This window comes from Geomonas limicola, assembly GCF_014193675.1.
Lineage (GTDB): Bacteria > Desulfobacterota > Desulfuromonadia > Geobacterales > Geobacteraceae > Geomonas > Geomonas limicola.
The window spans coordinates 646,854-670,606 of sequence record NZ_BLXZ01000003.1 but is presented as its reverse complement, the minus strand read 5'-3'; the positions used below and the strand labels follow the sequence as shown (position 1 = coordinate 670,606).

Below are 23,753 nucleotides of genomic sequence, written 5' to 3'. Positions count from 1 at the left end.
GCCGCCCGCCACTGTTTCGACAAGTCCACTCCTGCACAGCGCTCCTTTTTTGTGGTACCGCGCCTGCGCTGAGGCCTGGCCGTCTTAGTGTCTCCGTTTAAGAGATCCGCTAATCAATCCCACCGTTTTCGTTGCTTGTTCAAGTCGCCTTGCTATACTTGGCCGTGGATTAATTTTGGCTAATGTCTCAACCCGGCTTATCTTGTTTGTCTCAAGCTGCCGGTGCGGAGGTTCAGCCCCCCATTCCCTGCAGTAAGAGCAAAGTGGAGAAGCCATGGTACAGACGCTCATAGAGAATCCTCTGCTGCTCCTGTTTCTGGTCGCCGCGGTTGGGTATCCCTTGGGTCGCGTGAAGGTCTTCGGCATGAGCCTCGGTGTGGGAGCGGTGCTCTTCGTGGGTATCGCGGTCGGCTCGCTGCATCCGGACCTCAAGTCGCCGGAGATCGTCTACGTGCTGGGCCAGGCCCTGTTCGTCTACACGGTCGGCCTGGCGGCAGGGCCGGCCTTCGTGGCCTCGCTTAGGCGCGACGGGATGCGCAACAACATGCTCATCGCCTGCGCGCTGCTCTGCGCCGGGATCCTCTGCCTGGTGCTCAAGAAGAGCCTGGGGCTCAGTGCGGGAGTGGCGGCCGGGATGTTTGCCGGCAGCCTCACCACCTCGCCGGCCCTGGCGGCGGTCCTCGACACCATCAAGCAGACCGCTCTGACCGAGCAACTGGACCGGCTTCTGGCCGAACCGGTGGTAGGCTTCTCGGTCACCTACCCGATCGGGGTGATCGGCGTGGTGCTCGCCATCATGCTGGCCCAAAGGATCTGGAAGGTGGATTACCAGGCCGAGGCCGCCAGCCTGCGCGGCCACGAAGACGACACCAGCAAGAACGTCACCTGCACCTTCAAGATCCACCAGCTCGACCCTCCGGGCTCCACGGTGGCGGAGTTGGGCGCGCTGCACAACTGGAAGGTGCTCTTTGGCCGCATCAAGCGCGGCGACGAGTTCTTCATGGCGACCCCGCACACCAAGCTCGCCGACGGCGACCTGGTTATGGCGGTGGGGGACCCGGAGGATCTGGCCCTGGTGGCCAAGGCGTTCGGCGAGCGGCGCCGCGATATCCGCATCGACCGCACCGAGTACGAGTACCGGCGCATCTTCGTCTCGAACCCGACCGTGGTGGGGCGGACCATCGGGCAATTGAACCTGAGGGAGCGCTTCGGCGAGGTGGTGACCGAGGTAAGGCGCGGCGACGACGCCTACCAGCCGCGTGCCGAGATGGTGCTGGAGCTGGGCGACCTGGTGCGCGTCCTGGCCCACCGGGACCACATGGAGGAGGTCTGCGCCTTCTTCGGCAACTCCTACCGCAAGGTGAGCGAGGTCGACATCATGACCTTCAGCTTCGGCCTGGTGCTGGGGCTTTGCGTGGGGCTCATCCCGTTCCCCTTCCCGGGCGGCGGCACCCTGAAGCTCGGTTTTGCCGGCGGTCCGCTCATCGTGGCACTGATCCTTGGTACCTACGGCCGCATGGGGGGGATGGTCTGGACGCTCCCCTACAGCGTCAACATGACGGTACGCCAGATCGGGCTCACCCTCTTTCTGGCGAGCATCGGCACCCGGGCCGGTTACACCTTCTTCCAGACCTTGAGCCGCGGCGGCGGGCTCTCCATCTTCCTGGCCGGTGCCGCCATCACCTTCTTCGCCTCTCTTACCGTGCTCTTCATCGGCTACCGGTTCATGAAGATCCCGATGAGCTACCTCTCGGGGATGATCGCCGGCATGCACACCCAGATAGCGGTCCTGGGCTACGCCAAGGATCAGACCGGCAACGACTTCCCGGACCAGGGGTACGCCTCGGTCTACCCGGTCGCCACCATCGGGAAGATCATCCTGGTGCACATCATCGTAAGCTCCCCCTGGTAACGGCCCTGATCGGCGCCGCAGTTTCAGGTTGAAGCGGCCCGGAAGAGCCTGTCGGAGAATATCTGGTACACTTTGTGGCGGCCCAAGAAAGAGGCCGTCCGCTCAACGGCCCGGATGGGTTGCCTGTGCCGTCGGAAATACAACTACACTTGAGGCGATTCCCGCCGATACGTTGACACCGGAGCGTTGTTCCCGAGCTTCACTTCGTCAACCAAGGAGAACCTTCCAGATGGCACTCATCACCACCCAGTTGCAGGACAACATCGGCACCATCACCTTCAACAATCCCACGCACCGCAACGTATTGAGCAGCGCCGCCATCTCCGAGATGATCCAGGCCATCGCCGCCCTGCAGAAGGGAAAGATGCGGGTGCTGATCCTCAGGGCCCTGAAGGGGTCCAAGGTCTGGTCCGCCGGCCACGACGTCCACGAACTCCCCATGCCCGGCCGCGACCCGCTCGCCTACAACGATCCCCTGGTCACCATCTTGCGTTCGATCCAGAGCCTCCCCATCCCGGTCATCGCCATGCTCGAGGGGAGCGTCTGGGGCGGCGCCTGCGACCTGGCGCTCTCCTGCGATATCCTGATCGGCTGCCAGAGCTCCTCGTTCTGCATGACCCCGGCGAAGATCGGCGTCCCCTACAACGTTTCGGGGATCCTGCACTTCATCAACATCATGGGGGTGAACATCGCCAAGGAGATGTTCTTCACCGCCGAACCGCTCTCGGCCGAACAGGCTGCCAAGGCGGGGCTTTTGAACCACCTGGTGGACGTGGAGAGCCTCGAGGACTTCACCTACGAGATGGCCGCCAAGATCACCCGCAACAGCCCGCTCAGTATCGGCGTCATCAAGGAGCAGATCCGGCTCCTGGCGAGCGCCCATCCGTTGAGCCCGCTCACCTTCGAGCGCATCCAGGGGTTGCGCCGCACCGTGTACGACAGCAAGGATTATGGCGAGGGGATCACGGCCTTCCTGGAAAAGCGCCCGCCGGTCTTCTCCGGGGAATAGTACGATCCGTCCTCGCAGCTAAGCCTGGAACAACTCCAACGCACGATGAACTATACTAGACGGTCCCCTCTCCCCTTGCGGGAGAGGGGACTTGAGGATTACGCGGAGCTCCAACAAAAAAAGACCTCCCACCGTCGGTGAGAGGTCTTTTTCGTGTCCAGCACAGGTCCCGAACGTGGGACCAGAGAAGGCCTACTCGGTTTTCTCGAAGTTCCCCTTCTCCTGGCACTGGGGGCACTTCTGGGGTTTGCATCTTCCTTCCTTGGTGAAACCGCAGCTGCTGCATTTCCAGGTTGCCATCGTATCCCTCCTGTTAGTTGTTGTTCAGCGTGATGTTCTGCACGGTCCCGAAGACCGAGAGCGGCTGGTCGAATTTCTTGGCGTCGCCGACCACCACGAGCTTCATGGCGTCGGGGTGCAGGTACTTTTTGGCGACCCGCAGTACGTCTGCCTTGGTCACCTTGGCGATGTTGTCCCGGTAGTTCTCCAGGTACCCTTCCGGGTAGCCGTAGAACTCGAGGCGGGTCCGCTGGTTCACCACCGCGTCGGAGCGGGCAAAACCGAAGATGAACGAGTTGATGATGGCGTCCTTGGCGAGCTTGAGCTCGCGGTCCGAGACCTCGGACTGGGTCATCCCGGCAATGATCGAGCGCATCAGGGTGGTCGCCTTGACCGTGGTCTCCGATTTGGTCTCCGTCTCGGCGACGAAGGGGGCGCGGAAGCGGCGCCCGGTCTCGAAGTAGCTGTCCACGTTGTAGGCGAGCCCCTGGTTGGAGCGGATCTCCTGGGTGAGCCGCGAGGTGAAGCCGCCGCCCAGGATGAAATCCATCACCTTGAGGGCGTAGAGGTCCGGGTTGTTCTTGTCGATCCCCAGGTGCCCCATGCGGATTACCGACTGGTTCACGTCCTTCTGCACGAACAACACGGCCGGGGTGGGATCGTCCTTGGGTGCCGGCACCTCGGGGAAGATCTTGGGCTGGTTCTGCCAGCCGGCGAAGAGCCGCTCCAGGCTGGCCAGGAGCTTCGCGCGGTCGAAATCGCCGGAGACCGCGATCATCGTGTTGGCCGGGTAGAAGTAGCGCTTGTGGAAGTCAAGCATCTCCTGCCGGGTCACCGAACTTACCGACGCGATGGTCGGGATGCTGCTCAAGGGGCTGTTCGGATAGATGGCGCGGCCCAGCTCCCGGTTGGCGATCGATTTCGGGTCGTCGTTCATACGCCGCACCCCTTCGACGCTTTGCAGGCGGGCCAGCTCGACGCGGGACGGGTCGAAGGCCGGCTGGGTGATCACCTGCCCGAAGAGTTCCAGGGTGCGCTCCAGGTTCCGGGTCAGCGTCGAGAGCGAGACGCTGGCGTGGTCGGTGTTGATGCTCGACTCGATGGACGAGGCCATGAACTCGAGCTCGCTGTCCAGCCGGTCAGGCGGGGTGGAGAGGGTGCCGCCGCTGCGCATCACCGCTCCGGTCATCGCGGCGAGTCCCACCCTGTCGGCCGGCTCGTAGATGCTCCCGGCGTTGACGTAGGCAGTCAGGTTGACGATGGGGAGTTCGTGGTCTTCCAAAAGGTAGACCACCATGCCGTTTTTCAGCTGGACCCGCTCGGTCTTGGGGATCTGGAAGTTAAGCGGCGGGAAGGTCAGGGTGCGCGGGTCGGCAAGCTGCTGCGCGGCAGCGGGCTTGGTCGCGGCGGGTGCGGCCTTCTTGGCCTGGGCACCCTGCGCCGAGACCACGCCGGCCATGAGGAGCAGCGACCAGCTTATCACTAAGAGCCTTTTGATTCGTTTCATACGGCGTAACCTCTCGAAGAGTGAAGTCGGTGCTAATGTGCGGAGGCGGAGACAGGCGCCGCTGCCGCTTCCTTCTTGGTGATGAACCCGACGTTGCGGTTTTCGCGGGTGAAGTACTGCTTGGCAACCCGCATCACGTCTGCTGCCGTAATCTTGGCGACCTTCTGGCGGTGTTCGATGAGGTAGCGCCAGGTCCCGGCCACCGCTTCGTACTCGGTGAGGTTGCGGGCCAGGCCGCCGTTGGAGGCCATCTGGCGCGACTCCTCGAACTCCAGGTGGTTCAGGATCTGCTGCAGCTCACGCTCGGTCATCGGCTCGGTCTTCAGGCGCTCCAGCTCCTGGTAGATGGCGTTCTCCACCTCGGCAACCGTGTGCGGCGCGCGCGGCGTCGCGTTGATGATGAAGAGATTGGGGTAGCGGCTCCCCGGGGCGGAGAACGAGGAGACCGACGTGGCGAGCTTCTTCTCCTGCACGAGCGTCTTGTAGAGCCTGGAGGTGCGGCCGTTGGTGAGCAGCATGTCGATGACGTCGAAGACGTAGTCGTCCGGTGCGGGGAGGGTCGGCTTGTGGTAGCCGATCATCAGTTCCGGCTCGGCGTCGCCTACAACCTCGGTCCGCTTTTCACCCTGCTGTACCGGTTCTTCCACGGCGACCGGAGGCACCGGTTCGCCCGGCCCGATCTTGCCGAAGTACTTCTCGACGAGCGCGATGGTCTTCTGGGGATCGATGTCCCCCACGATAGCCATGATGGCGTTGTTCGGGGCGTAGTACTTGTGCAGGAAGCGCTCTGCCTTGGTGCGGGTCAGGTTGTCGATGTCCGACATCCAGCCGATGGTCGGCTGCCCGTTGGGGTGCGCGTTGAAGGCGTCGGCGAGGAAGGTCTCCCAGAGTTTTCCTTCGGGTTCCGCGTCGTAGGAGCGGCGCCTCTCTTCCTTCACCACCTTCATCTCGGTGTAGAACTCCCGCAGCACCGCGTTCTGCATGCGGTCCGACTCGATGGACGCCCAGAGCTCCATCTTGTTGGCGGGCAGGTTGATGATGTAGGTGGTGCCGTCCTTGCTGGTGAAGGCGTTGTAGCCCGAACCGCCGTTTTTGGCGTACAGGTCGGCGAACTCCTCTTTGACCACGTACTTCTCAGCCTCTTTCTCGAGACGGTTCAACTCCGCGGTGAGCCTTGCCACTTCTTTCGGGTGAGCCTTGTCGCGTTTCAGGTTTTCCGCCATCAGCTTCTGGGCGGTCGCCTCGATCTGGTCCAACAGCGGCTTTTCTGCCTGGTAGTTGGTGGTGCCGAGCGTCTTGGTCCCCTTGAAGAGCATGTGCTCCAGAAGGTGCGCCAAGCCGCGCTCGTCGCTACGCTCATCCACGCTCCCCACCTTGAAGCGAATCCAGGCGGCCACGGTAGGGGAGGTGTGACGCGGCACCATGAGGAGCTTCATGCCGTTTTTCAGGGTGTACTCGTGCACCTTGTCTTCGAGCCCCTGGGCAAACGCGGTGGCGGCACTCAAGGAAAGTGCGAGCACGACAACTATGCGGTGAAGTATTTTCATGACGGCCTCTGAGTCTGGTATAAAAAATAGATAACGCGCAAAAAAAGATAGCACCAAGACGTAGCCATTGCAATGTGGAAACTCGTGGATTAATTACCATTCAGGCCTTCTGTCAAAGCGTGGCAAATTGAGAATATTGGCCCTGGCTAATGGCTTTGCAGGTAGTCCGGCGCCGGGACTATGACAAAAATGCTGCCGGCATGGCTGTTTTTTTCCAGAATCTGTTTTATAAGATCCAGTCAGTGCTACGCCTGATGGTGGTCAGGTTCTGGCTTGGGGGATCGGAGGGCGCGATTGACTAACGCCTATTTTCGGCAGGAAGGTCGGTGCGTGGTCTCATGGTGAGGGGGACGATGTTGAGAAAGATATTTCTGGTGGTGTTGATGGTGCAGCTCTTCGGCTCCTCGGTTGCCTTTGCGCAACCGGCTCCGACTCTGGAGGAAACGGCGCGCTATCTCGAGCGTGCCATGGCCGGTGGCACCTCTGAGCCGCGCAAGGAGAGCTACCGGTACGTGAGAGCCGACGGTTGTACCCTGACCTACAACGTGCTCGGCACCTATCCCTCAGGTGGCTTGTACGACATAACCTACCGCGATCTGGACTTTTCCTCCCTCGATCCCGCAGAGTCCCGCTTCGGGCACGATTACACCTCGTTCGTCATGCTCTATTTCGACAAGCCGGTGCGCTACCAGCAAGGTGGCGAGGAGCTCAAGATCAGGACCGTGGTGGTGAACGTCTCGGACGACGAGCGAGCCGGCCAACTCTTCGAAGCCTTCCTGCGCCTGGCGCGCCTCTGCTCCGCCGGTAAAAACCCGCTTCCGTAACAAGTCCATCCTGAAATTTTCGGAAACGTAGTGGGCATGGTCCCCTCTCCCCTGGCGGGAGAGGGTCAGGGTGAGGGGGAATGTGCCACCTCAGCGCAGCTGGCAGCTTCACCTACCCCCCGGCCCCCTCCCGTCAAGGGAGGGGGAGATCGTGTCACGGAATTCCGGAAGAACAAAAAACGCACTGCCCAGGATCTTAACTCCGCATTCATTAATCTCGCCGACTTCGCCCCCGAACACCTCTCCCCGACACCGATCTCAGAATCTCGCCTGCCTGCTCCGCGGGTTCGCTTTGCGACGGGCTTCTGCTGTCGCCGTATGGGCTGGGACCGCAGTTGCACCGGTTGTTCAAGGCGCGGGGCTTTTAAAGCGTCGGTCAGTGGCGACCAGCAGCCCGGCGCAGACAACGGCTCCGGCAGCCAGGAACAGAGGGAGGGCGAAGCCGCCCAGGCGATCCGCCAGGAACCCGGCGATCGAGGGGCCGATGACCTGGCCGGACCCGAAGGCGGCAGTGAGCAGGGCTGCGGCCCGGCGCCCCTGGGGGCCTGCGCGGCGCCCTCCTTCGGCCATGACCAAAGCAACGATGCCGAGGAAGGTTCCGCCGAAGATGACCGCGGCAAGGCAGGCGCGCCAGGTCTCGCTTGCCCCGACACTCAACATGATTCCCCCTGCCTGTATCAGGTAGGCGAGGGTGAGTGCCGGGCGGACCCCGATGCGCCCCGCAACGCGCTGCCAGACGATGGTCGAGGGAGCGGCGGCCAGGCCAACGGCGACCCAGCTCCAGGGGGCAAATGCAGTCAGGCCTGGAGTGTTGGCGATCATGGTAACGAGGAAGGTGGCGCTTACGATGTAGCCGAGCCCTTCCAGGAAGTAGACGAAGATGAGACGTGCCAGGAGCCTGAAACCGGCTCCCTGCGAGGGGAGGGCGTCGGGGGTATCGACGAAGGCCTCACGCTTGCCGGCAATCGTCACACCCATTCCGGCGAGTGCCACCGAAAGCGCCCCCATGCCGAGCCAGGCGCCACGCCAGCCCCCCAGGTGGTCGAAGAGCGGCACGGTGAGACCGCTCAAGGCGATTCCCAGGCCGACGCCGCCGTAAAGTGCGCTGCTCCAGCGGCCGTGCTGGCTGCGCAAGAGCGTCTCGGTGACCTCGACCGCGATGACCACGAAGAGTATCGCGCTGGCAAGTCCCGCCCACAGTCTCAGCGCTCCCCAAAAAACCGGCGAGGTCGTGTAGGCCATGAGCAGTGTGGTGCCGATGCTGGAGATCAGCGCGGTGAGGTTGACCGCGGTGTTGCGCAGCAGTTTGGGCCAGATGGCACAGATGAGCGCCCCTGCGAGATAGCCGACGAAGTTGAGCGAGGCGAGCGCGCCGGCCTGGCTGTGGCTCATGCCGAGGTCGCGCTGCATGAGGGGAAGGATAGGGGTGAAGGCGAAGCGGCTGATCCCCATGGCAAGCATCATCCCCATGATACCTCCAACGAGGACGCGCAACGGCGAGCGCGGTTCAGCTAACGGGATCCTGCTATCTCTGGCTGAAGAAGTGGGTGAGACTGTCATGGATTGCTACTTTCGGAAGGGTGCCAGGCGTACCGGCACAGCCGAGGCAGCTCTCCCGGAAACGGGAAGAACTGCCTTAGCTGGTCTTGTGCAACGCTGGCCGACATATCGGGGGAAAGCCTTTCCGGGCGCGGAGCCCTTGGGTCTACTTGAGGGCGTGCTCCAACACCTCGCGGACGTCGTCGACGAAAATAAATTGCAGTTCCTGCTTCACGTTCTCCGGGATGTCATCCAGGTCCTTCTGGTTCTTGGCCGGCGCGAGCACCTTGGTGACCCCGGCGCGCCGGGCGGCCAGTACCTTCTCCTTCAGGCCGCCGATGGCGAGCACGCGGCCGGTGAGGCTCATCTCCCCGGTCATGGCGACGTCGCGGCGGGCGGCGCGTCCCGAGAAGAGCGAGACGATGGTGGTGGCCATGGTGATCCCGGCCGACGGGCCGTCCTTGGGAATGCTCCCCGCGGGGACGTGGATGTGGATGGTCGTGTTGTCGAACTCCTTGCGCTCGATCCCCAGCTCCTCGCAGTTCGCCTGCACGAAGGAGACCGCGGCGCGTGCCGATTCCTTCATGACGTCGCCCAGCGAACCGGTGAGGATCAGGTCCCCCTTGCCGCTCATCTTGGTCGCCTCGACGAAGATGATGTCGCCGCCGCTCTCGGTCCAGGCGAGCCCGGTGGCGACGCCGACGCGGTCTTTTTCGGAAGCCACCTCGTCGAAGAACTTGGGCGGTCCCAAGAGTTCCGCAACGTCCTCCGGGTTTACCACCTTGCGTGCCTTTTTCCCCTGCGCCACTTCCTTGGCGATCTTGCGGCAGATCGAGGCGATGTTGCGCTGCAGGTTGCGGACACCGGCCTCGCGGGTGTAGTCGTGAGTGACCCGGAAGATGGCATCGTCGGTGAAGGTGGGGGGCATGGTGGCAAGGCCGTTTTCCTCGATCTCGCGCGCCACCAGGTAGGTCTGGGCGATGTTCAGTTTCTCCTCGTCGGTGTAACCCGAGAGCGAGATGACCTCCATGCGGTCCCTCAAGGGGGCGGGGATCGGATCGAGCTGGTTAGCCGTGGTGATGAACATCACGTTGGTGAGATCGAACGGCACATCCAGGTAGTGGTCGGTGAAGGAGAAGTTCTGCTCCGGGTCGAGCACCTCTAAAAGTGCGCTGGCCGGGTCGCCGCGGAAGTCCGCGCCGATCTTGTCGACTTCGTCCAGCATGAACACCGGGTTGTTGGAACCGGCGCGGTTGATCTCCTGGATGATCCGGCCGGGCAGCGCCCCGATGTAGGTGCGCCGGTGCCCGCGGATCTCGGCCTCGTCGCGCATGCCGCCCAGGGAGACGCGAATGAACTTGCGCCCCAGGGTGCGGGCGATCGACTTGCCGAGACTGGTCTTGCCGACCCCCGGAGGACCGACGAAGCAGAGGATCGGGCCCTTCATCTTCTCTTTCAGGGTGCGCACCGCCAGGTACTCGAGGATGCGCTCTTTCACCTTCTTCAGGTCGTAGTGGTCCTCGTTCAGGACCTTCTCCGCCTGGTTGATGTCCTTGTTGTCCGGGGTGCTCACCTGCCAGGGGATGGCGGTCAGGTAGTCGAGGTAGGTGCGTGAGACGGTGTACTCGGGAGAGGCCGGGTTGATCCGCTCCAGGCGCTTCAGCTCCTTCAGCGCGATCTTGTAGACCTCCTCGGGCATCTTGGCGTTTTCCACCTTGCTCCTGAGGTCGTTGGCCTCGCCCTGGCGGCTGTCGTCCTCGCCGAGTTCCTCCTGGATCTGCTTCATCTGCTCGCGCAGCAGGAATTCCTTCTGGCTCTTGCCGACCTTCTTGGTGACCTCGGCCTGCACCTCGCCCTTGATCTGCAGCCGCTGCACCTCGTTGGTGAGATGCATGTAGACCTTCTTGAGCCGCTCCAGGGGATCGGTGGTCTCCAGGAGTTTCTGCAGTTCGTCGATGGGAAGGTTCAGGTAGAGAGCGACCAGGTCGGAGAGGCGCGCCGGGTTGTCGATGAAGTCGATCATCTTCATGACGTCGTCGGGAAGCGGCCGGCCGTAGGAGAGGGCGATCTTCAGAAGGGCGTTCAGCGAGCCGACCAGCGCCTCCGAAACCATCGACTTCTCGGCGAACTCGCGCACCGGCTCCAGGCGGGAGAGCGCCACCGGGGTCTGCTGCACGATGGCGAGCACCCGTACCCGGACCACACCTTCGAGCGTTACCTTGATCCCCCCCTGCGGAAGTTTGCTGATCTGCATCACCTTACAGAGGGTACCTATCTCGTGCAGCGCCGAGAACAACTCACCCTGCGGCTCCTGTTTCAGTTTCACCAGGGCAACCAGGTTATTGAACAAAACGGCCTCTTCGAAAGGGGCCATTTCCTCGGGCTTCAGGAAGATGGTGAACACCATGTAGGGGAAAGCAATGATCTCACGCAGCGGATAGAGAGGGACGATTTCTGGCATGTTGATCGTGATGTTTTCAGTCATGGGGCGTCATACCTCGGGAGGGGGGCTGAATTGCCACCTATAGAGTACATTAGACCCGCAAGCTGTCAACACGATGAAACCGCTGGAATTGCTGGCTGGAAGCCGCGAAGGGGCTAGGAAATGTTGGGTTTTTTGGGAACGCCCGGAGGGGAGGAAAGGGTGAGTCGGAAGGTGCCGGACAGTCTCATTGGCACGAGGTGACAATGGACCGGCAACTGGTGGAGCGGGGGAGAACCCGCTCCGGTAAGTGGGTTCCTCCGGTACGAGGACTCCAACGAGGGTCTGCGTAGGGGAAGGCCGGGCCGCAAGCGGCACGGCCGCGACCGGCTAGGTGGTTTCCCAGTCCTCGTAGAGCTTGGCTATCTCGGCGCTGAGCGCTGCATGGCGTTCTCCCGCCAGACGCGAGGCTTCCACGTCCTTGAAGAAATCCGGAGCGGCCATCTCATCTTCCAGGGTAGCCAGCTCAGCCTCGCGCTGCGCGATACGGCTCTCCAGGTCGGCCATCACGCGCTCGCGGGCGCGCTCCTCCTTTTGGCGCTGCTTTTCCTCCTCGCGCAGCCGCTGGCGCTCTTCCTTGGAAACCGGCTCCTGGTTCAGCTGGCGACCGGCCGCCGCTTCCTTGGCCAGCACCTGCTCCCTGGCCGGAGCCGATCCCTGGCTGCCGAGCCCGGCATCGCGCTGGGCGCTCTTCTCCAGGTAGTACTCGTAGTCGCCGTGGAAGCTCTCCAGCTTGCCGCCCCCCACCTCGACCACCCGGGTGGCCAGGCCGTCGATGAAGTGACGGTCGTGCGAGACGAAGACCACGGTTCCCGGGAAGTTGCGCAGCGCCTCCAGGAGTACTTCCTTGCTGAAGAGGTCGAGGTGGTTGGTCGGTTCGTCCATGAGCAAAAGGTTCGAGCGGCGCAAAAGGATCTTCGCCAGTGCCAGCCGGTTGCGCTCCCCACCCGAGAGCACCGCGACCTTTTTGTTGATGTCGTCCCCCGAGAAGAGGAAGGCGCCCAGGATGTCGCGCAGTTGCGGCACCATCTCGAAGGGGGCGTCGGCGTAGAGCTCCTCGTACGCGCTGCGGCTGCCGTCCAGTTCCTGGGCCTGGTCCTGGGCGAAGTAGTCGAAGATGACGTTGTGCCCCAGGGTGACCTTCCCCGCATTCACCGAGCCGCCGGCCAGGATGCGCATGAGGGTAGACTTGCCGGCGCCGTTGTGCCCCACCAGGGCCACCCGCTCGCCGTTTTCGATGGTGAGGTCGATGCCGTTTAACACCACGTTGCTGCCGTAGGCCTTGTGCACCCCGGCAAGCTCCATCACCGTCTTCCCGCTTTTGGGGGGCGTCGGGAAACTGAAGCGGATCCGCTTGCGCTCCGGCGGCAGGATGATCCGTTCGATCTTCTCCAGCTGCTTGATGCGCGACTGCACCAGGGCCGCCTTGTCGGTCTTGTAGCGGAAGCGCGAGATGAAGTCCTCGATCTTCTCGATCTCCTCGTCCTGGCGTTTCTTGGCCTCGCGCAGGGCCGAGACCCGCTCCTCACGCAATACCAGATAGCGGCTGTAGTTGCAGTGGTAGTCGCTGATGTCGTGGTTCCAGACCTCGGCGATGCGGGAGCAGACCTGGTCCAGGAAGAAGCGGTCGTGGGAGACCAGCATGACCGAGAAGGGGTAGCCCTGCAGGTACCCTTCCAGCCAGTTGCGGGCCTCGATATCCAGGTGGTTGGTCGGCTCGTCCAGCAAAAGGACGTTGGGTTTTTTCAGAAGCAGCTTGGCGAGCGCGATGCGCATCTGCCAGCCGCCGGAGAATTCGCCGCACTCCTTTTCCCAATCCGCGGGGGAGAAGCCGAGACCGGTGAGCACGTTCCCCACCTCGCTCTCCATGGCGTAGCCACCTTTGAGGCGGAACTCTTCCTGTAGCGCGCCGAAACGGTCCAGAAGCTGCTCGTGTCCCGGGGCGTCGTGCGGCTCGCGCTCCAGGCGCGCCGTGAGTTCGGCAATCTCGCGCTCGATCGCCTGCAGTTCGCTGAGCGCCGTCATCACCTCGGCAAAAAGCGGCAACCCCTTGGCGACGATGCCGTCCTGCGGCAGGTAGCCCACGGTGCCGCCGCGGGTGAGCTGGATCTCGCCGCTGGAGCTTTCCACCTCACCGGCGATGATGCGCATGAGCGTCGACTTGCCGGCGCCGTTTTCGCCGACCAGACCGACGCGTTCGCCCTTCTTGAGGTGCCAGTTGAGGTCGGTGAAGAGCGGTTTTCCCGCGAAATCCTTGGAGAGTTTCTTCAGGTGCAGCATGCGGAGGAGATTCCTTGCTATGGGGAGTCGCGCGGCGTGGTCGCGTGGAGCGAAAGGCCGGGCGCTATGTTAGTGATCGGGTCCAACGGGGCATTGTAGGTGGAGAGGTGCTGCGTTGTCAATTTTTGCAACGCAGGAGCTACCGGAAGCGCACTTCGAGGAGGGTCAGGTCGTCTTCCAGGCGGATGCCGTTGGAGTAGGTGAGCAGCGCCTCCTGCAGCGCCTCGATCCGGATGTCGGCCTGCGGGTAACCGAGATTGCCGAGCTGTCCCAGGAGCCCCTCGATCCCCAGCAGGTTGCCTCGGGGATCGGCGACCTCGACGGCGCCATCGGTGAACATGAGCAGGGCGTCTTCCGCCGAGCAGCAAATCTCGCGCTCCTCGTAGGATGCCTGGGCGATCAGCCCGAAGGGGAGCCCGTCGGCGCTCAACTGGTCGGCGCTGCCGTCCGGGTGAACCACCACCAGCGTCGGACCGCCCGCCGAGGCGATGCGCACCGTGCGCCGGGAGGCGTCGATCACGCCGCACAGCGCGGTGGCAAAGGATTCGTCGCGCACGAACTTGCAGAGGTCCCGGTTCAGCAGTTGGGCGAACTGGGCGGGACGCACGAGGGTGCGGCAGTGCCGGTTCCACAGGGAGCTCAGCTCCATGGTGTGCAGCGCTGCGGCGACACCATGCCCCATGACGTCGGCCAGTATAAAGCCGTAGTGGTCGCAGTCGAGTTGGCGGATGGCGAAGAAATCGCCGCCGATCAGGTCGTGCGGCAGGTAGAAGGACGAGAAGGCGATGCGGGCATCCGCGGGGAGGTCGTGCTCGAGCGAGAGGGTCTGGATCTGCTTGGCACGCTCCAGGTTCGCATAGGATTCGGAGAAATCGCGGAAAGTCTCGACGCCGCCGATCACGGTGCCGTTTTCGTCGTGCAGCGGGGCGACGGTGACTGCCATGGGGAGCCGGTCGCCAGACTTCATCTGCCCGAAGATGATGGCGGGGGAGGCGCTGGGGCGGTCGGTGACCATGCAGCGCCGCAAGGGGCAGAGTTCCTCGCCGCACAGGTGGCGCCCGTCGATGTCGATGTGGTTCAGGATGTTGTCCATGCAGCGCCGGCCCACCACGTCGGCCGCGCTCCAACCGGTGAGCCGCTCCGCCGACTTGCTCCAGTAGACGATCTTGCGGTCGGTGTCGCAGACGTAGAGTCCGTCATTGAGAGAGTCGAGGATCACCTTGGGGAGGAGCAGGTCTGCTTCTGACATAACCACCTTCGTGCGCCGCTGGTGCGGCTAGCTTTTCTTGTCTTTCCCGGCCAGGTAGTCAGCCAGGATGGTGCGGCTGTGTTCGTCGTCGTGACAGTAGACGCAGAGGTTTTCCCAGTTACTGCCGTCGGGTGGATTGTAGTTGTGGTTGCCGTCTTTGTGGTGCACGGTCAAAAGGTGCAGGTTGGACAGTTCGAACTCCCGGCCGCACTTGGCGCAGATCCAGCCGTGCAGTTTGAGCGAACGTTCCCGGTAGTTTTCCGGGCGGGTCTGATCGTCCCGTATCTTGCGAACGATGGCATCGACTTCTTCAGCGCTTTTCAGGGGGACGGTGCGCGGTCCCCGCGAGCGAAACGACATGGTAAACCTCCTGGTGCCCCACCGGGGACTGGCTCCGCCAGGTGCCTGTCCCCTTGTGCTGTAGGGAAAGAGCGGAGTTCCAGGATGTTCCGTCACTCCGCTCATCGGTCTGTTACAGGTTTCCCTTGAGGCCAATCGCTTCGGCCTCGCTACGCATCCCCTCGATAGTGTCGCCGATCAGTTCGTTCAGTTCGATCCCCAGCATGGTGGCCCCTTTTTCGATGACCGAGCGGTCCGCACCCGCGGCAAACGCCTTGTCCTTCCACTTCTTGGTGACGCTCTTCACCGGGATGTCGAGGATGCTCTTCGAAGGGCGTACCAGCGCCGCAGCTGCCACCAAACCGGTCAACTCGTCGATGGTGTAGAGGGTCTTCTCCAGGCGGCTCAGCGGTTCCACGTCGGTGCAGATCCCCCAACCGTGGGAGACTACGGCGCGGATGTACTCCTCGGGCCACCCGGCCTGCTTGAGGATTTCCGGGGCGCGGTGGCAGTGCTCCTCGGGGTAGCGCTCGTAGTCGATGTCGTGCGCCAGTCCCACGACGCCCCACATCTCCTCATCCTCGCCAGCCTTGCGGGCAAAGTAGCGCATCACGGCCTCGACGGCCAGGGAGTGTTTTCTCATCTGTTCGCTGGGAAGGTATTCCTGCACCAACTCCCAGGTTGCTGCTCTGCTCGGCTTGCTGCTCATTCTCAGCCCTCCACTTCTCTCATCGTAAGGTAGATCGGTCACCCAGGGTGATCAACATCCAAAGCTGAACCGCGTCGCCGATGGTACCCGAACGGTCCCGGCGCTGTCAATGCAGCCGGTTACCCTGCCTCCGGCGGCACGATCGCTTCCGGCACCTTGGGCTGCAGACGCGCGATCTTCGGTTCGTGGCCTTTCTTGTAAACCATGAGGGTGCGCTTGAAGGTGATCACCACGGTGCCATCCTGTTTGAAGCCGGAAGTCTTGACCGTCACAATGCCGATGTTGGGGCGCGACTTCGACTCGCGCTTGGAAAGCACCTCGGACTGAGAGTAGAGCGTGTCGCCTTCGAAGAGCGGGTTGGGGAGAGTCACTTCGTCCCAGCCCAGGTTGGCGAAGACGTTTTGGGAAATGTCGGTGACGCTCTGGCCGGTAACCAGGGCCAGGGTGAGGGTGGAATCGACCAGCGGTTTGCCGAACTCCGTCTGTGCCGAGTAGTGGTGGTCGAAGTGGATGGGGGCGGTGTTCTGGGTGAGCAGGGTGAACCAGATGTTGTCGGTGGTGGTGATGGTGCGCCCCAGCGGGTGCGGGTAGACGTCGCCTTCCTGGAAATCCTCGAAAAACCTGCCGCGCCAACCTTCCTTGATAGTCATGGTTGCCTCCAGAGATATAAGTCCTATGTTCTACGTTCTACGTTCTACGTTTCCAAGTTACCATTCCCTAGCCCCTAGCCCCTAGCCCCTAGCCCCTAGCCTTCCCCAACCGCCTGAGAACGGACGTACAGCGCGAGGCCGACCACCGATAGCAGGATTCCCGCCGAACCGGCCACCCCGGGGAGAGAGCCGTGCAGGAAGACGATCTCTCCCAGCAGTGAAAAGAGCACCTCGGTCGACTGGGTGGCATCCACCGCCGACAGCTCGAAGGGGGTCTTCGCCAGGTGGCGGGCCTTGAAAAACAGCGAGGTGGCGATGACGCCGGAGAAGACCGCCACGATTGCCGTGTTCACCAACTGCCCGGCGCTGGGCGGTACCGGCTGGGTGACCAGGATCAGCAAAACCCACCAGGGGAGCGACCCCAGCACCATGATGAGCACCCGCCCCAGGCTGTCGTCGAGGACCGGATCCTGGATGCGCGGCAACCAAGGGTTGCTGCCGTGACGCGCCTCCCAGAGCAACTGGTTCCCGATAGGGTAGGCGAAGGCGGCCCCCAGTACCGGAAGAACTCCGAGCAGTACCTCTTTGAGCGATGCCGAGGTCGCCTGCTCGACGGTCACCAGCACGATGCCCAGGAATATCAGCAAGGTGAAGAAGATCCCGCGCCGGGGGACCTTTTTGCCGAACAGAAGAAGCACCACCGGTGTTGCCAGGATGGTGGACTGCCAGGTGGTGGCGACCACCCAGCCCGGGGCAAATGAGGCGCTGAAGCTCAGGAGCGCGTAGAAGGCGCCGAAGCCGATGCCGCCGGCTACGGTCCAGAAGCACCAGTTCCTGCAGAAGGCCGCGATGACCCCCCTCAAGACCCGGGTGCGGCCGGCCAGCACCAACCACCCGGCAAGCAGGATCAGCATGTAGAAGTAGCGCAGGCTCGCGGTCCAGACCCAACTGCCGCCCTGCAGGCTCATGGCCCGGTTCAGGACGAAGGTGCTGCTGAAGAAAAATGCGGAAAGTACACCAAGAAGTATCAGTCGGGTCACAGGTTCACTCGGAATCGTCGGGGAGATGATAAGCAATGAGGGCCACGATGAGGGCCACAGCCAAGGTGAGCCAGCCCAGGGTAATGCCGAGCGCCTTGCCCTGCCAAAGGGCGGCGAACCACTCCATGAACTGGGCCGCCAGCAGGTTCGCTCGGCCGCCGTACATCTCGAGGCTGCGTCGATAACCCTTCGACTCCTCGAGTGGATTCCCCAACGTGGCGTCAGGTGCCACGTCGGATGCGGAAAGGGCGATCAGCACAGAGCAGGTAAGACCAAGGACCAGGATAACGACAGACGCAGTATAAAGGCGGGTGCGGCGCTCTGTTGGTTTCATCTTTGGCACCCCGTGCGCTATCTGGCAGTAGATCGGCAAGTACCGTAACACAATGAACGGGCAATTTCCCCTTCACTCTCTAGTTCAAAGATCCGTTCAATTGGATGAGAAACGGAGAAGTCATGGTGGGACCGATAAAGCTGGAATAATAGTCTAAAATCTTTGCTGCGGCAAGGCTGCAAAACCTGATTCAGCAGACGGGGGATGACTACAGAGTGTGGCAAGCCGCACTGTAACTGGCTTTGTTTACGCGATACTCAAACAATGCGCGGGGCTGTTTCAAATCGGCGCAACCTGCCGTGATTCCGGTACTCGCGCCTATTAAACCGGTGCCATTCTGCGTTGACAAGAGTTGTCTAAGATGTTACTTTCCGACACGTTCGGCCATTTTTCATCTAAATCAGCTCCGAAAGGTTCAACACGTGCATTTTTATAAAGTTTTCCGTGCCTCGGTCCTGAGAATCCTAGCTGTTTTTCTCCTTATTGCGGTTCTCCTGCCTGCGCCTGCGTTTTCTCTGGATTCAGAGGATTCGCAGATCTTCATTTCCGGTTTCAACGCCTACCAGCGCAAAGACTTCAATGCGGCGATCGACAACATGTCGACCCTGCTCAAGAAGTACCCGGATACGCCGCTCAAGGACATGGCGATCTTCTGGCTGGCTCGCGCCAACTTCAAGGCCGGCAACCAGCGTGAGGCGGGCAAGTACATGGCCCAGTTCCTGCGCGAGTACCCCGAGAGCCCGCTGAAGGCGACGGTTGAAGAAGGGCTGATGACGCTGGCCGAGCGCTATCAGAAAAACGAGCTGACCGATGAGCCCGCTGCCAAGGCCCCTGTTACCGATAAGGCGGCTGCAGAGAAAGCCGCTGCCGAAACGACAGCCGCAGGGATGACTGCCGCCGAAAGGGTTGCTGCCCGACGTGCCGCTGCCGAGAAGGTCGCTGCTGAGCAGGCCGCGGCGGAACGCACTGCCGCAGAGAAGATTGCGTCTGAAAAGATTGCTGCCGAGCGCGCTGCCGAAGAGCGTGCTGCTGCCGAGAAAGCCCGGGCCGACAAGGCTGCAGCCGAAATGGCCGCCGCCGAAAAAGCCGCGGCAGAGAAGGCCGCAGCTGAAAGGGCTGCAGCCGCCAAGGCTGAAGCCGACCGTATTGCTGGCGAGAAAGCGGCTGCCGAGCGCGCCGCTGCGGAAAAGGCAGCTGCCTTGAAAGCGGAAGCAGATCGCATCGCCGCTGAACGTGCTGCTGCTGAGCGTGCCGCTGCCGAGCGTGCTGCTGCGGAGAAGGCCGCTGCACTGAAAGCCGCCGCCGAAAAAGCCGCCGCTGAGAAGGCTGCAGTCGAACGTGCTGCCGCCGAACGCGCTGCTGCGGAAAAAGTAGCGGCAGAGAAAGTAGCTGCCGAGAAGGCTGCCGCTGAGAAAGCTGCCGCTGAGAAAGCCGCTGCTGAGAAAGCCGCTGCTGAGAAGGTCGCTGCTGAGAAAGCTGCCGCTGAGAAAGCCGCCGCTGAGAAAGCTGCCGCTGAGAAAGCCGCCGCTGAGAAAGCTGCCGCTGAGAAAGCCGCCGCTGAGAAAGCTGCCGCTGAGAAAGCCGCCGCTGAAAAGGCTGCTGCCGAGAAGAAAGCTGCTGAAGAAAGAGCGGCTGCCGAGAGGGCTGCTGCAGAAAGGGCTGCCGCGGCTAAGAAGGCTGCTGAGCAGAAGGCTGCCGCTGAAAAGGCTGCTGCTGAAAAGGCTGCTGCCGCCAAGGCAGAAAGAGCTTCCGTTCCTGCCGATCTACGTGACAAGGCGATTGCTGCCTACAAGGATGTCATCGACCGTTACCCCGGTACCGCAGCCGCTTCCAGCGCCACCGCGAAGCTGCACCAGATGGGGATCGAGTACCCGGCCCTGCAGAAACCGGTTAACATCGCTCCGCAGGGTGAGATCGCCCAGGTGTACAACCTGGAAGTGGCACAGTACGCCGACGTCGATCTTCAGCTGGGCGCCGCGGCGGAAACCGAGGAAGCTGGCAAGCGTTTCGTGATCCCCTTCGACATCGTCAACACCGGCAACGGCAACGACAGCTTCACGCTGGAGTCGGGCTTCCCGCCCGAGTTCGACTTCCACTTCGCTCCGGCCAAGAACCCGGAGACCGCGATCGCCAACACCCCCGTCCTGGGCGTCGGTTCCAAGTACCGCGTGCTTGCCGTCGGCTCCATCCCGCGTGGCAACATCGACGGGCAGCGCAATGTCTACCCGATCAAGGTGATCTCCAACTACTCCAACGACACCTCGCAGTCCAAGGAAATCGCGCTGGTCTCCTCGGCTCCGCTGCTGCGTGCAGTGGTCAAGACCGACAAGGCCAAGCTGCTGCCGGGTGAGCGGATCGCCTACCGGATCTCGCTGCTCAACGTCGGTACCGCTGCCGCGCGCGGCGTGACCGTGCGGCTGAACTACCCGCCGCAGTACGAGCCGGTCGGCGAGCTGCCCCAGGGCTTCAAACAGGAGACCAAGGCCTCGCTGGTGCTGGACGGCCTCCGGCTGCGTTCCGGCGAGAGCAACGATTTCAACGTCACCTTCCAGCTGAAGGACGAGGCGCTGGCCGAGCAGGAGCTGTTCCTGCGTGCCGACGTCATCAACAACGACCTGGACAAGAAGGAATCCTTCGTCTCCAGCACCAGCGTGGTTCAGCGGGTAAGCGGCGTTGCCGCCCGCACCACCGCCGACAAGCTGGTAGTTATCCCCGGCCAGGTGGTCTCCATTCCGCTCATCGTGACCAATACCGGCAACCTGCGCGAGCTGTTTACCATCAAGGCCAACATCCCGAGCAGCGCCAGCTACAGCTTCTTCGACGACCTGAACCGCGACGGCAAGCGCCAGTTCAACGAGCCGATCATCAACCACGTAGGTCCGCTCTCTCCCAAGGAAGAAGCCTACGTGGTGCTCGAGATCAGCACCCCGGCAAGCGCTAACGACGGCGCCATCGCTCCGGTCTCGGTTACCTTTGAATCCGAGAACGTGGCCGAGAAGACCGCGGGCGTGCACCTGCAGCTCACCTACTCGCGACCGATCCTCGAACTTGCCATGGCCGGCAAGGGTGGCAGGCTCAAGCCCGGTGAGGTATCCTCCCTCGAGCTCAACTGCGTGAACCGCGGTTCCAACATGGCCAAGCAGGTCACCCTGCAGAGCATCATCCCGTCGCAGTTGGAACTGGTCGCAGCGGATCCCGCCTTCACCAAGTCCGACAACGGCGTGTACTCCTGGCGTTTTGAGGAGCTGGGCGCCGGCGAGAAACGCAGCATCAAGGTCTCATACCGTGTCAAACCGGGCATTGCGGTGGGCACCAACATGCAGATGAAGAACCTGCTAAACTACCAGGATCAACTCGGAAACAGGTACTAGCATGAACAAGGCGACTCTCCTGACACTCCCCTGCCTGATCGCGACGCTTGCGACGCCGGTCGTCTGCGGCGCCGAAGAGTTCCTTCTCTACACGCCGAAACCCGCCGGTTCCGAGCAGTTGCCGGCCGGCCCGGACGAGGGGGTGCTGGTCAGGAGTATCATCATCAAGCGTGGCGATACGCTTTCCGGCCTCTCCAAGAAGTACTTGGGCAAAGGGACCTGGTATCCCGAACTGCTGGTCTTCAACAGCATCAAGAATCCCGACCTGATCTATTCCGGGCACACCATCCGTATTCCGGTCCCGCCGGAGAAGGGTGCCGAGGCCGCAAAGGAAGCCACCGAAGAGAAACCGGCTAAGGCGGTCAAGACTAAGCACGGCAAAAGGGGAGCAAAGAAGCAGGCTGCCCCGGTAGAAAAGGCACAACCCGAGAAGGCGGCCCAGCCTGAACAACCCGCTCCGGAGGTAAAGGCACCCGAAGCCGTGCCGGAAGCTGCGCAGCCCAAGCCGATTGCCAAAGCCAAGGCAAAACAGGCGGGGAAGGTACAGCCGAAGGTACCGGCAAAGCCGACTCCTACCAAGTCTGCCGCGAAGAAACAGGCCGCGGCTGCCGAAAAGCAGGTGTCGCGCAGCGCACCGGAGGAACTGGAAAGCTATCGGCAGGCGAAACAGGCCTACCTGACCGGCGAGTACCAGAAAGCCATGGAGCTCTTCTCCGATTTCCTCCAGAAGTACCCGAACTCCACCTCCTCCGCCGATGCGGCCCTCTACCGTGCCGACAGTATGATGCACCTCTCCGGCCAGTAGGCCGAGTTAGAAATAACCAGAAACCCAACAGACCCGGCCCACCAGCCGGGTTTTTTGTTGCGCTCTCGACAACAGGGAGCTGCACGTTCGGCAGCCGGCGGCACCTTCTCGCAGGGGCGCGTGAAGCGGGATAGTTCCCTGGAGTGGGCGGTTCCGGTGATCTCAGAAAAGGCTGGCAGGAGCCCAGGTTGGAGGGGAACAGGCACCTGGCGGAGCTGTCCCCGGTCCCCTCGATCTTCCCGGGCGATAAAAAAATATTGACAGTTCTTCCAGAGTGGGATAAAAGACAATCTACCTACTTGATGGGATAAATATATGTTATCCAAAAAGACCAAATACGGGCTGAAAGCCCTCATCTACCTCGCGCGGAGGTACGACCAGGGACCGATCCTGATCGCCGATCTTGCGCAGGAAGAGAACATCCCCAAGAAGTTTCTCGAGGCGATCTTGCTCGCCCTGAAGAATAACGGCATCCTGCAGAGCAAGAAGGGTAAAGGGGGCGGCTACTACCTGGCGCGCAGCCCCAAGCTGATCACCTTCGGACAGGCCATCCGGATCATGGAAGGCCCCCTGGCGCCGGTTCCCTGCGTCAGCGAAACCTCCTACGCCAAATGTACCGAGTGCGGCAGCGAGGAGACCTGTGGCATCCGCATCGTCATGAAGGACGTACGCGAGGCCATGGCGAAGATCCTCGACGGCACCACCCTCGCCGACGTCCTTGAGGAGATCGACAAGGCCGAGGAAACACAGAAGGGCGTTCTTAATTTCTGCATCTGATTGCTGGCATCTTTTTTTGCCTTAATAGTCTATTAAATCCATAGGCTAAATATCTAAATCTGGAGGTCGCACATGATCATCAATCGTCGCCTGGTACCCGCCGCCCTGTTCCTGATCGGTTCCCTGCTGCCGCTCTCGGCATTCGGACAGGAGTTCCTCAACGTCTCCTATGACCCGACCCGTGAGCTCTACCAGGAGTACAACAAGGCCTTTGCCAAGAAATGGAAGCAGCAGTCCGGCCAGGATGTTACGTTCAAGCAGTCGCACGGCGGTTCCGGAAAACAGGCCCGTTCGGTCATCGACGGCCTTGACGCCGATGTGGTTACCCTGGCACTCGCCTACGACATCGACGAGATCCACGACAAGGCGAAGCTGATCCCCGAAAACTGGCAGAAGCGGCTGCCGCACAACAGCTCGCCCTATACCTCGACCATCGTCTTTTTGGTCCGCAAGGGAAATCCCAAGCACATCAAGGATTGGAACGATCTGGTGAAGCCGGGTGTTGCGGTGATCACCCCGAACCCGAAGACCTCCGGCGGGGCCCGCTGGAACTACCTGGCCGCCTGGGCCTACGCGCTGAAGCAGAAAGGGGGCAGTGACGCGAGCGCCAAGGCCTTCATCGCCAAGCTGTTCAAGAACGTGCCGGTACTCGACTCGGGAGCCCGCGGCGCCACCACCACCTTCGTGCAGCGCGGTCAGGGGGATGTCCTGCTGGCCTGGGAAAACGAGGCCTTCCTGGCGGTGAACGAACTGGGACGTGACAAGTTCGAGATCGTGGTCCCTTCGCTCAGCATCCTGGCCGAGCCACCGGTCTCCGTGGTGGACAAGGTGGTCGACAAGAAGGGGACCCGCAAGGTCGCCGAGGAGTACCTGAAGTACCTCTACTCCCCGGAGGGACAGGAAATTGCCGCCAAGAACTACTACCGGCCCCGCGACAAGAAGGTGGCTGCCAAGTACGCCAAGCAGTTCCCCAAGGTGAAACTGGTGACCATCGACGATACCTTTGGCGGCTGGCGCAAGGCGCAGAAGACCCACTTCTCCGACGGCGGCGTGTTCGACCAGATCTACAGCGCGCGCTAGACCGAGCCGGTAATTCGTAA

Annotated in this window: 19 protein-coding genes; 7 read left to right on the top strand and 12 right to left on the bottom strand. The window is 62.1% G+C overall.

The genetic code is table 11. The features are described 5' to 3' along the window. Positions 1–274 precede the first annotated feature (274 nt). Positions 275–1,912 (top strand): aspartate:alanine exchanger family transporter, encoded by a 1,638-nt coding sequence (locus H7688_RS10055; RefSeq protein WP_183360953.1) that lies wholly within the window; start codon positions 275–277, stop codon positions 1,910–1,912. Positions 1,913–2,141: 229 nt separating this feature from the next. Next, entirely contained in the window at positions 2,142–2,921 is a 780-nt protein-coding gene (gene scpB, locus H7688_RS10050; protein ID WP_183360952.1) for a methylmalonyl-CoA decarboxylase, read from the top strand. A gap of 192 nt (positions 2,922–3,113) precedes the next feature. On the opposite strand, the gene H7688_RS10045 is transcribed toward scpB, so the two are convergent. The 3 genes from H7688_RS10045 to H7688_RS10035 form a co-directional block, all read right to left on the bottom strand. Next, a complete protein-coding gene (locus tag H7688_RS10045) occupies positions 3,114–3,221 on the bottom strand; it encodes an RCKP-type rubredoxin-like domain-containing protein (RefSeq protein ID WP_183356159.1) in 108 nt (35 codons plus the stop codon). Positions 3,222–3,234: 13 nt separating this feature from the next. Next, positions 3,235–4,659, bottom strand: a complete 1,425-nt coding sequence (locus tag H7688_RS10040; RefSeq protein ID WP_443093453.1) for a M16 family metallopeptidase — start codon at positions 4,657–4,659, stop codon at positions 3,235–3,237. 80 nt (positions 4,660–4,739) lie between these two features. Further along, on the bottom strand, positions 4,740–6,254 hold the full coding sequence (locus H7688_RS10035; protein ID WP_183360950.1) for a M16 family metallopeptidase: 1,515 nt from the start codon (positions 6,252–6,254) through the stop codon (positions 4,740–4,742). Between the two features lie 353 nt (positions 6,255–6,607). Here H7688_RS10035 and H7688_RS10030 point away from each other — a divergent pair, with 353 nt between their 5' ends. Beyond that, positions 6,608–7,078 carry a hypothetical protein gene (locus H7688_RS10030; RefSeq protein ID WP_183360949.1) on the top strand — a complete coding sequence of 157 codons (471 nt, stop codon included), beginning with the start codon at positions 6,608–6,610 and terminating at the stop codon, positions 7,076–7,078. Positions 7,079–7,426: 348 nt separating this feature from the next. Here the strand turns inward: H7688_RS10030 and H7688_RS10025 are convergent, their stop codons facing one another. From H7688_RS10025 to H7688_RS09985, 9 genes are all read right to left on the bottom strand, one after another. Further along, entirely contained in the window at positions 7,427–8,548 is a 1,122-nt protein-coding gene (locus H7688_RS10025; RefSeq protein ID WP_183360948.1) for a YbfB/YjiJ family MFS transporter, read from the bottom strand. A 235-nt stretch (positions 8,549–8,783) separates the two neighbouring features. Next, entirely contained in the window at positions 8,784–11,102 is a 2,319-nt protein-coding gene (gene lon, locus H7688_RS10020) for an endopeptidase La (RefSeq protein WP_183360947.1), read from the bottom strand. Between the two features lie 327 nt (positions 11,103–11,429). Continuing rightward, positions 11,430–13,379 carry an ABC-F family ATP-binding cassette domain-containing protein gene (locus H7688_RS10015; protein WP_183360946.1) on the bottom strand — a complete coding sequence of 650 codons (1,950 nt, stop codon included), beginning with the start codon at positions 13,377–13,379 and terminating at the stop codon, positions 11,430–11,432. A 139-nt stretch (positions 13,380–13,518) separates the two neighbouring features. After that, positions 13,519–14,628, bottom strand: coding sequence for a SpoIIE family protein phosphatase (locus H7688_RS10010; RefSeq protein ID WP_183360945.1), 1,110 nt, complete (start codon positions 14,626–14,628; stop codon positions 13,519–13,521). A gap of 27 nt (positions 14,629–14,655) precedes the next feature. Next, positions 14,656–14,988, bottom strand: coding sequence for a YajD family HNH nuclease (locus H7688_RS10005; RefSeq protein ID WP_183356152.1), 333 nt, complete (start codon positions 14,986–14,988; stop codon positions 14,656–14,658). Positions 14,989–15,100: 112 nt separating this feature from the next. Then, positions 15,101–15,676, bottom strand: a complete 576-nt coding sequence (locus H7688_RS10000; protein WP_183360944.1) for an HDIG domain-containing metalloprotein — start codon at positions 15,674–15,676, stop codon at positions 15,101–15,103. 119 nt (positions 15,677–15,795) lie between these two features. Next, positions 15,796–16,326, bottom strand: a complete 531-nt coding sequence (locus tag H7688_RS09995) for a MaoC family dehydratase (protein ID WP_183360943.1) — start codon at positions 16,324–16,326, stop codon at positions 15,796–15,798. Between the two features lie 95 nt (positions 16,327–16,421). After that, positions 16,422–17,366, bottom strand: coding sequence for a DMT family transporter (locus H7688_RS09990; protein WP_183360942.1), 945 nt, complete (start codon positions 17,364–17,366; stop codon positions 16,422–16,424). Between the two features lie 4 nt (positions 17,367–17,370). After that, complete coding sequence (locus H7688_RS09985) at positions 17,371–17,700, bottom strand: hypothetical protein (RefSeq protein ID WP_183360941.1); 330 nt, start codon at positions 17,698–17,700, stop codon at positions 17,371–17,373. A gap of 596 nt (positions 17,701–18,296) precedes the next feature. Here H7688_RS09985 and H7688_RS09980 point away from each other — a divergent pair. The 4 genes from H7688_RS09980 (at position 18,297) to H7688_RS09965 (ending at position 23,733) form a co-directional block, all read left to right on the top strand. Then, positions 18,297–21,071 carry a histone H1-like repetitive region-containing protein gene (locus tag H7688_RS09980; protein WP_246329770.1) on the top strand — a complete coding sequence of 925 codons (2,775 nt, stop codon included), beginning with the start codon at positions 18,297–18,299 and terminating at the stop codon, positions 21,069–21,071. 1 nt (position 21,072) lies between these two features. Further along, positions 21,073–21,876: a LysM peptidoglycan-binding domain-containing protein gene (locus H7688_RS09975; RefSeq protein ID WP_183360940.1), complete on the top strand. Its 804-nt coding sequence runs from the start codon at positions 21,073–21,075 to the stop codon at positions 21,874–21,876. Between the two features lie 315 nt (positions 21,877–22,191). After that, entirely contained in the window at positions 22,192–22,653 is a 462-nt protein-coding gene (locus H7688_RS09970) for an RrF2 family transcriptional regulator (protein ID WP_183360939.1), read from the top strand. 72 nt (positions 22,654–22,725) lie between these two features. Continuing rightward, the gene (locus H7688_RS09965) at positions 22,726–23,733 is read left to right on the top strand and encodes a sulfate ABC transporter substrate-binding protein (RefSeq protein WP_183360938.1); all 1,008 of its coding nucleotides are present in this window, start codon (positions 22,726–22,728) and stop codon (positions 23,731–23,733) included. Positions 23,734–23,753: the final 20 nt, after the last annotated feature.

Bases quoted from the DNA above. Each gene is read 5' to 3' on its own strand.
- H7688_RS10055 (WP_183360953.1), top strand. From the start codon at position 275: ATGGTACAGACGCTCATAGAGAATCCTCTGCTGCTCCTGTTTCTGGTC.
- scpB (WP_183360952.1), top strand. From the start codon at position 2,142: ATGGCACTCATCACCACCCAGTTGCAGGACAACATCGGCACCATCACC.
- H7688_RS10045 (WP_183356159.1), bottom strand. From the start codon at position 3,221: ATGGCAACCTGGAAATGCAGCAGCTGCGGTTTCACCAAGGAAGGAAGA.
- H7688_RS10040 (WP_443093453.1), bottom strand. From the start codon at position 4,659: ATGGCCGGCGTGGTCTCGGCGCAGGGTGCCCAGGCCAAGAAGGCCGCA.
- H7688_RS10035 (WP_183360950.1), bottom strand. From the start codon at position 6,254: ATGAAAATACTTCACCGCATAGTTGTCGTGCTCGCACTTTCCTTGAGT.
- H7688_RS10030 (WP_183360949.1), top strand. From the start codon at position 6,608: ATGTTGAGAAAGATATTTCTGGTGGTGTTGATGGTGCAGCTCTTCGGC.
- H7688_RS10025 (WP_183360948.1), bottom strand. From the start codon at position 8,548: ATGGGGATGATGCTTGCCATGGGGATCAGCCGCTTCGCCTTCACCCCT.
- lon (WP_183360947.1), bottom strand. From the start codon at position 11,102: ATGACTGAAAACATCACGATCAACATGCCAGAAATCGTCCCTCTCTAT.
- H7688_RS10015 (WP_183360946.1), bottom strand. From the start codon at position 13,379: ATGCTGCACCTGAAGAAACTCTCCAAGGATTTCGCGGGAAAACCGCTC.
- H7688_RS10010 (WP_183360945.1), bottom strand. From the start codon at position 14,628: ATGTCAGAAGCAGACCTGCTCCTCCCCAAGGTGATCCTCGACTCTCTC.
- H7688_RS10005 (WP_183356152.1), bottom strand. From the start codon at position 14,988: ATGTCGTTTCGCTCGCGGGGACCGCGCACCGTCCCCCTGAAAAGCGCT.
- H7688_RS10000 (WP_183360944.1), bottom strand. From the start codon at position 15,676: ATGAGCAGCAAGCCGAGCAGAGCAGCAACCTGGGAGTTGGTGCAGGAA.
- H7688_RS09995 (WP_183360943.1), bottom strand. From the start codon at position 16,326: ATGACTATCAAGGAAGGTTGGCGCGGCAGGTTTTTCGAGGATTTCCAG.
- H7688_RS09985 (WP_183360941.1), bottom strand. From the start codon at position 17,700: ATGAAACCAACAGAGCGCCGCACCCGCCTTTATACTGCGTCTGTCGTT.
- H7688_RS09980 (WP_246329770.1), top strand. From the start codon at position 18,297: ATGTCGACCCTGCTCAAGAAGTACCCGGATACGCCGCTCAAGGACATG.
- H7688_RS09975 (WP_183360940.1), top strand. From the start codon at position 21,073: ATGAACAAGGCGACTCTCCTGACACTCCCCTGCCTGATCGCGACGCTT.
- H7688_RS09970 (WP_183360939.1), top strand. From the start codon at position 22,192: ATGTTATCCAAAAAGACCAAATACGGGCTGAAAGCCCTCATCTACCTC.
- H7688_RS09965 (WP_183360938.1), top strand. From the start codon at position 22,726: ATGATCATCAATCGTCGCCTGGTACCCGCCGCCCTGTTCCTGATCGGT.